Origin of the sequence: Streptococcus mitis (genome assembly GCF_946190335.1) — a bacterium.
GTDB lineage: Bacteria > Bacillota > Bacilli > Lactobacillales > Streptococcaceae > Streptococcus > Streptococcus mitis_CH.
Map to the genome: position 1 here is coordinate 1 of NZ_CAMHZN010000006.1, position 14,872 is coordinate 14,872.

Sequence of the window (14,872 nt, forward strand, 5' to 3'; positions counted from 1 at the left end):
CCCCTTGACCAACGGACCTGAGTTGTTTTCAACTCTTACTATTATACAGGCTTTTCAAACTTTGTCAACTACTTTTTTAAACTTTTTTTAAGTGGTAACTTCTCAACGTAACTTCCACCATAGCGAAACTTAATCTGAAACGCTTTCAGATTAGAGGATTTTGTGCACTCTTTTTTCGATTCTTTTCGACTAATCAAGCATTAGTAAAACCAGTTGAACTTAAGCTTTAAGTAAAAAGAGTCAGCATTATACTGACTCTTCTATTGATTATTAAACTTGGAAGCCCGTTCTTCTCCCCACCAATATGGGATTAGTTCTGCGACTTTCACCGTCTTTCTTGTATCGTAGTCCATCATAAATTCTGCATCTTTATTTTCAGCATTAAGCTCTAAAAGGAATTCTCTACAGGCACCGCAAGGCATAGCTGAACTTCCACCATAAGGTGGTTTATCTCGAAAGGCTAATACTTTCTTAACCTTAGTTTGTCCTGAAAATTGGTACATATTAAAGAGTGCCGCCCGTTCTGCACAGAGATGGAAAACACCACAGGTTCCCTCCATACAGAATCCTGTAAATATTTGTCCATCTTCTGCTTCTACTGCGGCAACGACATGATTAGCATAAACAAAATCAGATACTTCATGTGGATTATACAATTTCTGTGCTTCTTCGTACATCTTTTCCCAGATGTCCATTATTGTACCCTTCTTACTTAGAGATTTCCTTTAACATATTTTCGATATGCTGGATTGATTTTTCACGACCTAACAAGAAGATCGTATCTGGCAATTCTGGTCCATGCATTTCACCTGAAACAGCGATACGAATAGGCATGAAAAGATTTTTCCCTTTAATACCTGTTTCTTTTTGAACAGCTTTGATTTGTGGGAAGATATTCTCTGTTACAAATTCATCATCTGTCATCGCTTCAAGTTTTGCTTTGAAAGCTTCAAGAACTGTTGGGACTGTTTCTCCCGCCATGACTTCGCGTTCTGCTTCTGTCAATTCTGGGAAGTCTGAGAAGAAAAGGTCTGTCAATGGAACGATTTCGTCAACTGACTTCATTTGTGGTTTATAGAGTTCCACCAATTTTTCAGCCTTATCAGTCAATCGGCCTGCTTCCTCTAAGAATGGTTTTGCCATTTCAAAGATAGTTTCTAGGTCTGCATTCTTGATATAATCATTGCTCATCCAGTCTAGTTTTTTCTGATCAAAGGCTGCTGGAGACTTGCTCAGGCGGTTTTCATCGAAAAGTTTAATGAGTTCTTCACGAGAGAAGATTTCATCTTCGCCACCTGGGTTCCAACCAAGAAGAGCAATAAAGTTAAAGACTGCTTCTGGTAAATAACCTTTTTTACGGTAGTCTTCGATAAACTGAAGGGTGTTGGTATCGCGTTTAGACAATTTTTTCCCAGTTTCAGAGTTGATAATCAAGGTCATGTGACCAAACTCTGGAGCTTCCCAACCAAGGGCTTCATAGACCATAAGCTGTTTTGGTGTATTAGCAATGTGGTCATCCCCACGGATAACATGGGAGATTTGCATATCATGGTCATCGATGACAACGGCAAAGTTGTAAGTTGGGTAACCATCTTTCTTTTGGATAACCCAGTCACCACCGATATTGCCACCTTCAAATTCGATATCACCTTTGACCATATCATGCCACTTGTAGATACCTGACTCATTGACAGCCAAACGAACAGTTGGGATGATCCCTGTTGCTTCACGTTCTGCGATGTAAGCTGCTTTTTCTTCTTCACTCATACCAAGGTATTCGTTGATATATCGAGGGGGTTCACCCGCTGCTTCTTGGCGTTCACGTTCAGCGGCTAACTCTTCTTCTGTAACATAAGATTTGTAGGCTTTTCCCTCAGCTAATAGTTGGTCAATGTATTTTTGATACAAGTCCAAACGCTCAGACTGGCGGTAATTTTCATGTGTTTCTGGGCTTTCATCCCAATCCATACCTAACCAACGAAGGTTTTCAAGCTGTGAACGTTCACCATCCTCGACATGACGTTTACGGTCAGTATCTTCGATACGAATGATAAAAGTTCCACCATGATGACGTGCGTAAAGGTAGTTGAACAATGCTGTACGGGCATTCCCGATGTGTAGTAGTCCTGTTGGACTTGGTGCGTAACGTACGCGGATATCTTTTGACATAGTTTCTCCTATAAAGTCTCTAGGCGTCTGCCTTTTTGCTCTCTATATTATATCACAAGTCTTGGCTGAGTCCAATTTCTATGGATAAAGAGAGTAAAAAGAGTGGACAAACCACTCTTTTCTTCTATTATAGACGTGCGTTAAGTTCTTTGCTTAATTCTTCAAATCCTGGTTTCCCAAGAAGGGCGAACATGTTACGTTTGTAGGCTTCAACACCTGGTTGGTCAAATGGGTTGATAGCATTCAAGTAACCTGAAAGGGCAATTGCCAATTCGAAGAAGTAGATAGTGTAACCAAGAGTGAAAGCATCTTGCTCTGGAAGAGTCACGTACATGTTTGGTACATCACCATCTGTGTGGGCAAGAAGAACACCGTCAGTCGCTTTTTTGTTTACAAAGTCAACGTCTTTTCCTTGAAGGTAACCAAGTCCATCAAGGTCTTCTTCCAAACTAGGGATAATCACGTTTTTACGAGGTTTATCAACACGGACAACTGTTTCAAACATGATACGAGTTCCTTCTTGGATAAATTGACCAAGTGAGTGCAAGTCAGTTGAGAAGTTGGCTGAAGTTGGGTAGATACCTTTTTGGTCTTTTCCTTCTGATTCACCAGCCAATTGTTTCCACCACTCTGCGAAGTATTGAAGTGATGGCTCGTAGTTTACCAAGATCTCAGTTGCATAACCTTTACGGTAAAGGATGTTACGAACTGCTGCGTATTGGTAAGCTTCGTTTTCAGAGATTTTATCTGAAGTATAGTCTTTGCGAGCTGCATTCGCACCTTCCATAAGGGCTTTGATGTCAGCTCCTGATGCTGCGATTGGAAGCAAACCAACGGCTGTCAATACTGAGAAGCGTCCACCGATATCATCTGGAACAACAAATGTTTCCCAACCGTTAGCGTCTGCTTCAACTTTAACAGCACCTTTTTGGCGGTCAGTTGTTGCATAAATACGTTTGTTGGCTTCTTCTTGACCGTATTTCTTAACCAAGAGTTCTTTGAAGACACGGAAAGCAATCGCTGGTTCAGTTGTTGTACCTGATTTAGAAATCACGTTTACTGAGAAGTCTTTATCAGCTACGTACTCTACCAAGTCAGCAAGGTAAGTAGATGAGATTGAGTTTCCTGCGTAAAGGATTTGTGGAGCCTTGCGTTCTTCTTTTGTTTGCAAGTTTGCAAAGTGGTGGTTCAAGAAGTCGATTGCTGCTTTCGCACCAAGGTAAGATCCACCGATACCGATCACAACCAAAACATCGCTGTCTGATTTGATTTGCTCAGCAGCTTTCAAGATGCGGTCAAATTCTTCGCGGTCGTAGTTTTCAGGAAGGTCCAACCATCCCAAGAAGTCGCTACCAGCACCAGTTCCTTTACGAATCAATTCATCTGCTGCCGTTACTTGTGATTGCATGTATTCCACTTCATGTGGTGCAACAAATTTGTCTAAAACTTTTGAATAATCAAATTTAATATGTGACATGTTATTCCTCCAATATTTCTTCTTTTCTATCATAACGCTTACCTTCGTTTTTTTCAAGCTTTTTGTCGAATTTCTCCAATTTTTATCAGAATTCAAACGTTTGCGTAAAAATCCCACATTCCAAAAATTTTGAAAAAATAAAAGAAAGAACGACTAGATGTCCAGTCGTTACAGTTCATTCAATAAATACTCAAATAATTCTAAATTGCCATCTTCTTCATTAACCAGAAACTCTGGATGCCACTGCAAACCGATGATGCGGTGCTCGTCGATAGACTCAATCGCTTCGATGGTCTGGTCTCTTGGATCAATAGCGGTTACGCGGAAATTAGGTGCCAAATCTTTAATGCTTTGACGATGGACCGAGTTAACCTGACTTTCTTTTCCAAATAGCTTGGCCACCACGCTTCCTTCTACTGTCTCAATAGAGTGAGATGTTCCGAAAGGTAGTCCTTGCCAGTGACCTTCGATTTCTTGATTGAGGGTTCCACCAAAGGCAACATTGACAAGTTGAACACCGCGACAGATTGCCATAATTGGTTTATTCTGACGAAGCGCTTCTTTCAAGAGGGCCAATTCAAACTCATCACGTACTAGATTGTAATCATCGCTCTCAATGGTCTTTTTCTCTCCATAAAACTGAGGGTGGACATTTTGACCGCCTGTCAAAATAAGCTTGTCAATCATTTCCACATAATCGCGTACAACTGACTCATCACCAACAGGAATGACTAAAGGGAGACCACCGACTTGACGAATGCTCTCTGCGAATCTACAAGATACAGATGAATGAATGTTTTTTCCTTCTGCGTCTACAGGACATAGATTTGCAGCAACTCCTACAACCGTTCTAGCCATGATGCCTCTCCTTTCGAATGTTAACGATAGTCCTATCATATCACTCAAAATGACTTTCGTCTAATATGTTTTTTTAAGGCTGTGATAAAAATTTTTTATGGACAAGAAAAAGCTGCCCACATAGGACAACTTTTTTCTTATTCGAAGACAAATTGATTGTGATAGAGTTCTGAGTAGAAGCCACCTAGTTTTAGGAGTTCATGGTGGTTACCGCGTTCAATGACTTCTCCATCTTTGAGGACAATAATCTGATCAGCATTGAGGATGGTCTTCAAACGGTGAGCAATGACGAAACTAGTTCTGCCTGCTACAACCGCCTCCATGGCATGCTGAATCTTACTTTCTGTCACCGTATCTACGTTTGAAGTGGCTTCATCGAGAATGAGAACTTCTGGATCTGTCATCAGGGTTCGAGCGATAGAAATCAATTGTTTCTGGCCTGTTGAGAAGATGCTCTGGTCATCATCTATAAGAGTATCGTACTTATCAGGTAAGCTTTCGATATAGTCGTGAATGTGGGTTGCCTTGGCTGCTGCTTCAACCATTTCTTGACTAGCATCTGGCACACCAAAACGGATATTGTCTCGAATCGTTCCGCTAAACAAGACCGAATCTTGCAAGACAATCCCCACCTTGCTTCTGAGACTATCCAAGTCATAGTCACGGATGTCTTTCCCATCAAAATAAATACCACCAGCATCAACATCATAAAAGCGATTGATGAGGTTCATAATAGTCGTTTTCCCTGAACCTGTCGGACCAACAACCGCTGTCATCTGGCCTTTAGGGGCAGAAATGCTGACATCTTTCAAAATAGGTTTATCAGGCAAGTATGAAAAATCAATATGACTAATTTCAACACCTTCTTGCAACTGAGTAAAGATCGGCGCCTTCTCAGGTCGAATTTCTTCCTCTGCGTCAAACATTTCCTGAATCCGTTCAGCACCTGTAAAGGCTAACTGAAGGCTTCCCCAACTAGCCGCAACTTGAATAATAGGCTGGTAGTACTGCTGTGAAAATTGGGCAAACATAACAATCAGACCTAGGGCTGTACTAGTTTCAATAGACTTATCATTCAAAAGTACAGCTGAACCAGCAAAGATGACGATGGCTGTGTTAACCAAGCTCATCCCATTCATAACAGGGAAAAGAATTCCTGAGAACATTCTTCCTTTAAAGGTTGCCTTACGTACGCGCTCATTTTGTTCAAGAAATCCTGCCATCATATCCTCTTGAATTCCTTGCACAATCACGGCTTTTTGGCCTGAGATACTCTCATCCATATAGGCGTTGAGCTTCCCTACCTCTTTTTGCTGGAGGTTGGTGTATTTGCGTGCCATTTTTACAATAAAAATCAGCATAAGGAAGGCCACTGGTGTGCTGGCAATGGTGATGAGGGCCAGCGTCACATTTCTCGAAAACATGACGAGAATCAGACCAATATATAAAACAATATTGCTCATGACCTGAATCAAACTTTCGTTAAAGGCTTGGAGGATATTATCCAAATCACTGGTAAAACGAGACAGGATATCGCCATCTTTTCGGCGGTCAAAGAAAGAAACCGCTAACCGAGAAAGCTTACCGAAGAGGCCTTTGCGCATCTCGTTTGTCGACTCTGCAATCACGCGCGTCATAAGACACATGTATATGACACTGGAGATAAAGAGAACCAAAACCAGCAGGCCAAGATTGACCATGATTCCTGATAGGCTTTGCCAAACAAGTTCTGGATTGCCATTTTGATAAGCTTTAACTAAATTAGCTAGCTCTGTTACTGCTTGTCCAGAAAAGACTGGAAAGAGGGCTTGGGCAAGAGTCGCTAGAACAATCATCAGAATAACAACTACAAATGATAGCTTATAGACTTTAAAATAATGCCAAAAAAATTGAACTGTCTTCATTTTACTCCTCCTTTCCTTTCTGTGTTTCGTAGATTTCACGGTAAACGGCATTGTTGGCAACCAAGTCTGCATGCGTGCCTTGACCAATCAATCGTCCTTGATCCAGTACCAAGATCTTGTCTGCATGGACAACCGAGCTAATCTTTTGAGCGATGATAATGGTTGTTGTTCCCTTTAAGTCCTTATTCAAGGCTTCTTGCACCAGGCGCTCTGACTTAGCATCCAAGGCCGAGGTCGAATCGTCAAAAATCAGAATACGTGGATTGCTGACAATTCCACGAGCAATCGACATCCTTTGCTTTTGCCCACCAGAGAAATTGGTTCCCCGTTCCTCAACTGGACTTTCAAAGGTTTTCTCCATACGATGAATGAATTCACTGGCTTGGGCAATATTGGCTGCACGCTCCATTTCAAATAGAGTGGCATCTCCCTTACCCTGTCTCAAGTTATCTGCAATCGTTCCACTAAAGAGAATGGCACGCTGAAGAACGATAGAAACTGTTTTACGCAGGGTTCCTTCACTCACTTCTCGAATATCCTTACCTCCGATTTTGATAGCCCCTTCCTGTGGGTCAAAGAGACGTGGAATCAATTGAGCCAAGGTTGATTTTCCTGCACCAGTGGCTCCAACTACACCAACCATCTGACCAGGTTCAATAGTAAAGCTCACATCTTTCAGCATCGGTTCCTTGTCCATTGGATAGGTAAAGGTCACATTTTCAAAGCTAAGACTGCCGACCAAATCTTCATCTGGGACATCCTTGAAGGTCATGGCTGCCTCTGCATCCAGAATTTCTCGAATACGACGCATAGAAATCATGGCACGACTGACAGAATTTCCTAAAAATCCAACCATAACAATGGTAAAGATAATCTGGCTTAGGTAATTGACAAAGGAAGCAATGGAGCCAACAACTGACGGATCCGACTGAACCATCCCCGCAACTAGCCAAATAGAGAAAAATACCGCCCCATAACCGACCAACATCATGAAAGGTTCCACTACTGAAAAGGCATAACCAATGTAAAGATTTTGACCGAGTAGCTCGTCTGAAACCTCCGTAAACTTAGCAAACTGCTCTTTTTCTTGGACAAAGGACTTGACCACACGAACGCCACGCAAATTTTCCTTGGCAATGGCATTGATGCGTTCAAGAAGGGTTTGAAACTTGGCAAAACGAGGTCCCATCATTCCCATCATGACAGCAGTCAAACCAAAAATTAAGATCACCATGAGAACAATCACCCACCACAGAGATGGTAAAGTTTGAACCGCAAGGATAAACGAACCGATGAACAAGAGGGGAAGCCTGAAAAGAATTTGGAAGGTCATCATGACGACGTTCTGAATCTGGTTGATGTCATTTGTCATGCGAACGACTAGATTTCCCGCATTAAATTGTTCAATATTGGCATAAGAAAAGTTTTGGATTTTACGGAAGGCGTCCTCCCGAAGGTCGGATGAAACTCCTTGTGCAATATAGGCTGCAAGGACAACATTGAGACCACCAGCAACCAGACCGACCAAGGCCACACCAATCAACCAAGCCCCGATACTATAAATAGCTTCATATTTCCCAGCAAGTAGGGCGTCTAACACTTCCTGCAGATAACGCGGTTGCAGAAGTGAACTAGCAACCATCAAGCCTGTCATCAGAAGCGAAGCTAAGGCCTGCCACTTGTAGGTTTTTACTTTCTGAATCAGCATATTTTCTCCTTAAAAAATAGACAAAAGGGAGCGACAATGCGTCAGCTCCTTCTCATTCTGTTTGTGTGATGTTATTCTAGCAAAAAAGTGGGAACTTGTCAAAGAAGTCTCCTTGATACAGCTAGAATGACTAGCAAGTCTTGACTTTATAGTTTCTGTTTTAACTCAACCAAAACATTCATAGCCTGCATAGGTGTCATGTTGTAAATATCCAGCTTAGCTAATTCTGCTAGGATAGGATGCACTGCAGGCGTGTCAAAGAGTGAAATTTGTTCTGAGACAGTACTTGTTTGTTTCATAGGAGCAGGACTTTCTGTCCCTTGATTCTCTAACTGAGTCAAAATCTTATCCGCCCTTGCTAAAAGGTCTGCTGGCAAGCCAGCAATTTTGGCAACATGGATACCGTAGGATTTATCAGCTGGACCTGGTTCAATCTTATGAAGGAAAGTCACCTGCCCATCCTGCTCTAAGGTTGCCACGTGGACATTGACCAAGTGTTCCAAGCTGGACTCCAGACTGGTCAACTCATGGTAGTGGGTCGCAAAGAGGGTCTTGGCTCCGATATGCTCATGGATGTATTCAATGATGGACTGAGCAAGAGCCATACCGTCGTAAGTTGCAGTTCCTCGTCCCAATTCATCAAAGAGAATGAGAGAGTTCTTGGTCGCATGCGAAATAGCATTGTTGGCCTCCATCATCTCTACCATAAAGGTTGATTGACCTGAAACCAAGTCGTCTGCTGCTCCGATACGGGTAAAAATCGCATCAAAAATCGGTAAATGGGCGCTTTCTGCTGGCACATAAGAACCCAGCTGGGCCATAACCGCCGTCATGGCTAACTGACGCATGTAGGTAGACTTCCCGCTCATGTTGGGCCCTGTAATCAGTTGAATACTGGTATCTTCTGCCATCTGAATCGTATTGGGAATATAGGTCTGAGCCCCCATAACCTTTTCAACGACAGCATGGCGCCCTTTCTGGATATCAATTCGCGAATTATCTCCGAATTCAGGTCGAATCAAATGCTGGGTTTCAGCCACAACTGCTAGACTCTGTAAGACATCAACTGTCGCAATGCCTTGAGCTAAAGCCTGCAAACGCTGGATATACTTGCTGACCTCTTCACGAATACGCATAAAAATTTCGTACTCTAGGTTAGCTGACTTCTCACGTGCCTCCAACATATCTCCCTCGATACGGGCTAATTCTTCGGTTCCAAAGCGTTCTGAGTTTTTCAGCGTCGCCTTGCGGAAAAAATGGGCTGGCACATTTCCCAGTTGAGAATTGGTCACATGGAAATAGTAGCCATCCTTCTTATTGTAGTCAATCTTGAGCGTACTGATACCAGAGTTTTCTCGCTCCTTAGCCTCAATCTCTGCAATCCAGCTCGTACCTTCTCTGAGGACACGACGGTATTTATCCAAGGTCTCATCAAATCCAGTTCGGATAATTCCCCCATCTGTAATCACATGAGGGGCTTCAGGAGCAATCGCTGCGCTAATCAAACTCTCCAACTCAGGGATTCCATCCAGTTGTTCGATGAGATAAGCTAGAGCAGATTGCTCCATCCCTTCTAAAATAGCACGAATCCGTGGCACACTAGACAAGGTGGTCGCCAACTGCAAGAGATCCTTGGGATTGGTTTTGCCAAAAGAAACACGACTAGCCAATCGTTCGATATCATAAACTCCCTTGAGACTGTCTGTCAAATCACTGCGCTCAAAGAAATGGTCGAGAAAGACCTGCACCACTTCTTGACGTTGGATAATTCGTTCCTTATCAATCAAGGGGCGATGAATCCAAGACCGCAAGAGACGCATTCCCATAGCAGTTTTGGTTTCATCCAAAAGCCAGAAAAGACTGCCTTGTTTCTTACCCGAGCGAGCATTCTCAACCAAATCTAGACTAGCCTTGGTCGCATAATCCATCTGTAAAAAATCCTTGATTTCATAGCGGATAACAGGCTTGAGGTGGTTCAATTCCCTCATCTGAGTCCGATGAACATACTGGAGTAGCTTCCTAGATGCCGCTTGCTCCACAGCTGCCAATCGTGAATCCAGTAAATGAAGGTCTTCAAAGCCTTCTTTTTCATAGGAAAGTACCAGATTCATCTGACGACTAAGGATTAGTTCCTCTTCCTCAGACAAGTCATAGCCCAGCACCACTTCTCGCGCCTTGAGATTGCGGATTTCCCCACAAACCAGCGTGAAATCCAATAGACCCGTCACATAAAAGTCTCCGGTCACCAAGTCCATATAAGCTAGGCCAAATTGACTGCCATCACGGTCTATAGCAACCAAGAAATTGTTCTGACTATCCGGCTTACTACTATCGACCACTGTCCCAGGTGTAATGACCTGAACAACCTCTCGTTTCACAACCCCAACTGCCTGTTTAGGATCTTCCATCTGCTCTGCGATAGCTACCTTATAGCCCTGCTCAATCAAGACATCGATGTACTGTTGGGCAGAATGATAGGGAACACCCGCCATAGGAATCGGATTATCGGCATTCTTGTTGCGACTCGTTAAGGAAATTTCCAGAATCTGCGCAGCATTGACCGCATCCTCATAAAATAATTCATAAAAATCACCCATCCGAAAGAGCAAAAACGCATCTGGATATTGCTTTTTAATATCCACATACTGTTGCATGCCGGGTGATAGCTTTTCTGTCGCCATTGTCCGTCTCTCCTTGTCAAAAATAAGTCTTGAGAGCAACTCTCAAGACCTTACTTATCTTTCATCAAATCTAGCAAACGATCTTCCATGAGTTTGGCAACGTGCTGGTCTCGACAAATGACCAATAAGGTATTGGCACCAGCAACTGTTCCTAAAATCCATTCATCCTTGTTTGCATCTACAATATTTGCCAAAACAGAGGCTTCTCCCAATTTGGTATGAAGTACCAAGGTAAACTCTGCTCTTGCAACGCCTTCTAAATGATGAGACAAAAATTCCACCAAATCAATCTTTTCTGTCTCATTTGCTAGTACATAATACACCATATCATTTTTCTTGACCTTGGTCAAGCCGATTTCGCGCAAATCACGAGATAAGGTTGTCTGCGTCACAAAAACATTGTGCGCCTCCAACCGATCTTGAATTTCTTTTTGTGTACTTAATTTCTCCTCAGTAATCATTTTTTTTATTAACTGATGACGATCTCTTTTTCTCATAAAATCCTCTTATATGCATATTTATAACTAATTTTATAACTATATTATACCAAAAAAATAGGAGATTTCAAAAATTTTTTCTTCTTTCTTTAAAATTGTGATAAAATAGTAGAAAAGTCCAAAAAGGAGCTCTTAATGAATACAAAAGAATTGATTGCTAGCGAGTTGGCTAGCGTCATTGATAGCCTGGACCAAGAGGCTATTTTCAATTTACTGGAAACCCCTAAAAACTCAGAAATGGGAGACATCGCTTTCCCTGCTTTTTCACTTGCAAAAGTCGAACGTAAAGCACCTCAAATGATTGCTACTGAACTGGCTGAAAAAATTAACAGCCAAGCCTTTGAAAAGGTTGTCGCAACAGGACCTTACGTCAACTTTTTCCTTGATAAATCTGCCATTTCTGCTCAAGTATTGCAAGCTGTTATCACTGAAAAAGAACACTATGCTGACCAAACTATTGGCAAACAAGAAAATGTTGTTATCGACATGTCTAGTCCCAATATCGCTAAACCATTTTCTATTGGTCACCTACGCTCAACTGTTATCGGAGATAGCTTGTCACATATTTTCCAAAAAATCGGATATCAAACGGTCAAGGTCAACCATTTGGGAGACTGGGGTAAACAGTTTGGGATGTTGATTGTTGCCTACAAAAAATGGGGCGACGAAGAAGCTGTAAAAGCTCATCCAATCGACGAACTTCTTAAACTCTATGTCCGCATCAACGCTGAGGCTGAAAATGACCCTAGCTTGGATGAAGAAGCACGCGAATGGTTCCGTAAACTTGAAAATGGAGACGAGGAAGCTCTCGCACTTTGGCAATGGTTCCGTGATGAAAGTTTAGTGGAATTTAATCGCCTTTACAATGAACTGAAGGTTGAATTTGACAGCTACAACGGAGAAGCCTTCTACAACGATAAGATGGATGCAGTTGTAGACATTCTTTCTAAAAAAGGACTTCTTGTTGAGTCAGAAGGTGCCCAAGTTGTCAATCTTGAGAAATATGGAATTGAACATCCAGCCCTTATCAAAAAATCTGATGGTGCAACTCTCTATATCACTCGTGACTTGGCTGCAGCCCTTTACCGTAAAAACGAATACCAATTTGCTAAATCTATCTACGTTGTTGGCCAAGAACAATCTGCCCACTTTAAACAGCTCAAAGCTGTCTTGAAAGAAATGGGCTACGACTGGAGTGACGACATTACCCACGTTCCTTTTGGTTTAGTTACCAAAGAAGGGAAAAAACTCTCTACTCGTAAAGGGAATGTCATCTTGCTAGAGCCTACAGTTGCAGAGGCTGTTAGCCGTGCCAAAGCCCAAATTGAAGCTAAAAATCCTGAACTTGAAAACAAAGACCAGGTAGCGCATGCTGTTGGAGTTGGAGCCATTAAATTCTATGACCTCAAGACCGACCGTACAAATGGGTATGATTTCGATCTAGAAGCTATGGTATCCTTCGAGGGAGAAACTGGACCTTACGTTCAATACGCCTACGCTCGTATCCAATCTATCTTACGTAAAGCAGACTTCAAACCAGAAACAGCTGGCAACTATAGCTTGAATGATGCTGAAAGCTGGGAAGTCATCAAACTCATCCAAGATTTCCCACGTATTATTAACCGTGCGGCGGATAACTTTGAACCTTCTATCATTGCTAAATTTGCAATTAGCCTGGCTCAAGCCTTTAACAAGTACTATGCACATACACGTATCCTAGACGAAAATCCTGAGCGCGACAGCCGTTTAGCCCTCAGCTACGCAACCGCAGTCGTTCTAAAAGAAGCCCTTCGCTTGCTTGGAGTAGAAGCACCTGAGAAGATGTGATTCAGTACTAACAATTGGAACTAAAGTTCCTAATTGTTAGACGCTAGCCGCTTATATGCGGACTAGCTAACTGCTCCACTAGTCATGGTCTCTAAATATAATCGATTTAGAGACCATGACGTCGTAATCTTCAAGTTACTTGATTGTAAAGCAGTCTAAGTAACTAAGACCAAATCCTATACGTAATTTGGTTTAGAGGTCTATCAAAAATCTTATCAAGTTTTGCTGGCTTGTTCTACTATTTTAGATCCACTAAATCGATTTATTCACTACTATTTCTTTATCATACAGGGAGATTTCCTATGAGCCAATATGCTTATATCCTCGTTGTGATTAGCTTGGTTTTCCTTTTTCTGCTCAATAAGTACGAGAAGGAGAGACTGCAAAGGCTCTACCAAGAACAACTTTTGAAGGATGAAACATTTAGGGCTGACATCAAGGAGAAAATTCACACGACTGAAAATATCAATGATGTCATTGCTTACATCAATAAAACTTATCATCTGGGAATGTTACTGTCAAAAGACATCACAGATCAATTGAAATAAACCTAGCTATTTTTTAAGGAATATCAAAACCGAGACTGAGAGTTTAATACTTAGCCTCGGTTTTGATATATTTTTCAAGCAACAAAGCCACCACTCCCCAGCAATGAAAGTGCAAAATCCCCTAGAATGTGATAAAATAAAAAGAGAACTCTATCAAGGAGGAAAACATGGAAAAACAAACCGTCGCCGTCTTGGGGCCTGGTTCTTGGGGAACTGCCCTTTCACAAGTCTTAAATGACAATGGACACGAGGTACGTATTTGGGGAAACATTCCCGAACAAATCAATGAAATTAATACCTATCATACGAACAAGCACTACTTTAAAGATGTCGTTCTAGACGAAAATATCATTGCCTACACTGACTTAGCAGAGGCATTAAAAGATGTGGATGCGATTTTGTTTGTTGTCCCAACAAAAGTGACACGACTTGTTGCCCAACAAGTTGCAAAAACCTTGGATCATAAGGCTATCATCATGCACGCTTCAAAGGGATTAGAGCCTGATAGTCATAAACGATTATCAACCATCCTTGAAGAAGAGATTCCTGAACAGCTCCGCAGTGATATCGTCGTTGTCTCAGGGCCTAGCCATGCGGAAGAGACCATTGTACGTGACCTGACTTTAATCACTGCTGCTTCTAAAGATTTACAAACAGCTCAATACGTTCAAGAACTCTTTAGTAATCACTACTTCCGACTTTATACCAATACGGATGTTATTGGAGTTGAAACCGCTGGTGCTCTTAAAAATATTATCGCTGTCGGTGCCGGAGCTTTACATGGTTTGGGATTTGGTGACAATGCCAAAGCAGCCATCATCGCTCGAGGCTTGGCAGAAATTACCCGCTTAGGAGTAGCACTCGGTGCCAGTCCATTGACCTATAGTGGCTTGTCTGGTGTAGGAGACTTGATCGTAACGGGAACCTCCATCCACTCTCGGAACTGGAGAGCCGGAGATGCTCTTGGTCGTGGAGAATCTCTAGCTGATATCGAAGCCAATATGGGCATGGTGATTGAAGGAATTTCAACGACCCGAGCAGCCTATGAACTAGCGCAAGAACTTGGAGTCTATATGCCGATTACGCAGGCCATTTACCAAGTTATCTACCACGGAACCAATATTAAAGATGCCATTTATGACATCATGAACAATGAATTTAAAGCAGAAAATGAGTGGTCTTAACTCTCTAAAGAAAGGATTC

At 42.1% G+C, this 14,872-nt stretch carries 11 protein-coding genes; 3 read left to right on the forward strand and 8 right to left on the reverse strand.

Features of this window, described 5'->3' with window-relative positions:
- Nucleotides 1–260: 260 nt before the first annotated feature.
- From N8O43_RS08345 to argR, 8 genes are all read right to left on the reverse strand, one after another.
- Complete coding sequence (locus N8O43_RS08345) at nt 261–695, reverse strand: cytidine deaminase family protein (RefSeq protein ID WP_000355905.1); 435 nt, start codon at nt 693–695, stop codon at nt 261–263.
- Nucleotides 696–708: 13 nt separating this feature from the next.
- Entirely contained in the window at nt 709–2,169 is a 1,461-nt protein-coding gene (gene gltX / locus N8O43_RS08350; protein ID WP_000031052.1) for a glutamate--tRNA ligase, read from the reverse strand.
- Nucleotides 2,170–2,296: 127 nt separating this feature from the next.
- Nucleotides 2,297–3,646 (reverse strand): glucose-6-phosphate isomerase, encoded by a 1,350-nt coding sequence (locus tag N8O43_RS08355; RefSeq protein ID WP_000018267.1) that lies wholly within the window; start codon nt 3,644–3,646, stop codon nt 2,297–2,299.
- Between the two features lie 168 nt (nt 3,647–3,814).
- Complete coding sequence (locus N8O43_RS08360; RefSeq protein ID WP_000124770.1) at nt 3,815–4,504, reverse strand: gamma-glutamyl-gamma-aminobutyrate hydrolase family protein; 690 nt, start codon at nt 4,502–4,504, stop codon at nt 3,815–3,817.
- Between the two features lie 137 nt (nt 4,505–4,641).
- Entirely contained in the window at nt 4,642–6,408 is a 1,767-nt protein-coding gene (gene patB, locus N8O43_RS08365; RefSeq protein WP_261090051.1) for a multidrug efflux ABC transporter subunit PatB, read from the reverse strand.
- Between the two features lies 1 nt (nt 6,409).
- Nucleotides 6,410–8,116, reverse strand: a complete 1,707-nt coding sequence (gene patA, locus N8O43_RS08370; protein WP_045606627.1) for a multidrug efflux ABC transporter subunit PatA — start codon at nt 8,114–8,116, stop codon at nt 6,410–6,412.
- A 146-nt stretch (nt 8,117–8,262) separates the two neighbouring features.
- Complete coding sequence (mutS, locus tag N8O43_RS08375) at nt 8,263–10,797, reverse strand: DNA mismatch repair protein MutS (RefSeq protein ID WP_261090052.1); 2,535 nt, start codon at nt 10,795–10,797, stop codon at nt 8,263–8,265.
- A 50-nt stretch (nt 10,798–10,847) separates the two neighbouring features.
- Complete coding sequence (gene argR / locus N8O43_RS08380; RefSeq protein ID WP_001231476.1) at nt 10,848–11,294, reverse strand: arginine repressor; 447 nt, start codon at nt 11,292–11,294, stop codon at nt 10,848–10,850.
- Between the two features lie 135 nt (nt 11,295–11,429).
- On the opposite strand from argR, the gene argS reads away from it, so the two are divergent.
- From argS to N8O43_RS08395, 3 genes are all read left to right on the forward strand, one after another.
- On the forward strand, nt 11,430–13,121 hold the full coding sequence (gene argS, locus N8O43_RS08385; RefSeq protein ID WP_261090053.1) for an arginine--tRNA ligase: 1,692 nt from the start codon (nt 11,430–11,432) through the stop codon (nt 13,119–13,121).
- Between the two features lie 302 nt (nt 13,122–13,423).
- Nucleotides 13,424–13,669: a hypothetical protein gene (locus N8O43_RS08390; RefSeq protein ID WP_000084859.1), complete on the forward strand. Its 246-nt coding sequence runs from the start codon at nt 13,424–13,426 to the stop codon at nt 13,667–13,669.
- Between the two features lie 167 nt (nt 13,670–13,836).
- Nucleotides 13,837–14,853, forward strand: coding sequence for an NAD(P)H-dependent glycerol-3-phosphate dehydrogenase (locus N8O43_RS08395; RefSeq protein ID WP_023943973.1), 1,017 nt, complete (start codon nt 13,837–13,839; stop codon nt 14,851–14,853).
- Nucleotides 14,854–14,872 lie beyond the last annotated feature (19 nt).

What these genes read in the sequence shown, in the direction of transcription:
- N8O43_RS08345 (WP_000355905.1), bottom strand. Translation starts at nt 695, where the DNA reads ATGGACATCTGGGAAAAGATGTACGAAGAAGCACAGAAATTGTATAAT.
- gltX (WP_000031052.1), bottom strand. Translation starts at nt 2,169, where the DNA reads ATGTCAAAAGATATCCGCGTACGTTACGCACCAAGTCCAACAGGACTA.
- N8O43_RS08355 (WP_000018267.1), bottom strand. Translation starts at nt 3,646, where the DNA reads ATGTCACATATTAAATTTGATTATTCAAAAGTTTTAGACAAATTTGTT.
- N8O43_RS08360 (WP_000124770.1), bottom strand. Translation starts at nt 4,504, where the DNA reads ATGGCTAGAACGGTTGTAGGAGTTGCTGCAAATCTATGTCCTGTAGAC.
- patB (WP_261090051.1), bottom strand. Translation starts at nt 6,408, where the DNA reads ATGAAGACAGTTCAATTTTTTTGGCATTATTTTAAAGTCTATAAGCTA.
- patA (WP_045606627.1), bottom strand. Translation starts at nt 8,116, where the DNA reads ATGCTGATTCAGAAAGTAAAAACCTACAAGTGGCAGGCCTTAGCTTCG.
- mutS (WP_261090052.1), bottom strand. Translation starts at nt 10,797, where the DNA reads ATGGCGACAGAAAAGCTATCACCCGGCATGCAACAGTATGTGGATATT.
- argR (WP_001231476.1), bottom strand. Translation starts at nt 11,294, where the DNA reads ATGAGAAAAAGAGATCGTCATCAGTTAATAAAAAAAATGATTACTGAG.
- argS (WP_261090053.1), top strand. Translation starts at nt 11,430, where the DNA reads ATGAATACAAAAGAATTGATTGCTAGCGAGTTGGCTAGCGTCATTGAT.
- N8O43_RS08390 (WP_000084859.1), top strand. Translation starts at nt 13,424, where the DNA reads ATGAGCCAATATGCTTATATCCTCGTTGTGATTAGCTTGGTTTTCCTT.
- N8O43_RS08395 (WP_023943973.1), top strand. Translation starts at nt 13,837, where the DNA reads ATGGAAAAACAAACCGTCGCCGTCTTGGGGCCTGGTTCTTGGGGAACT.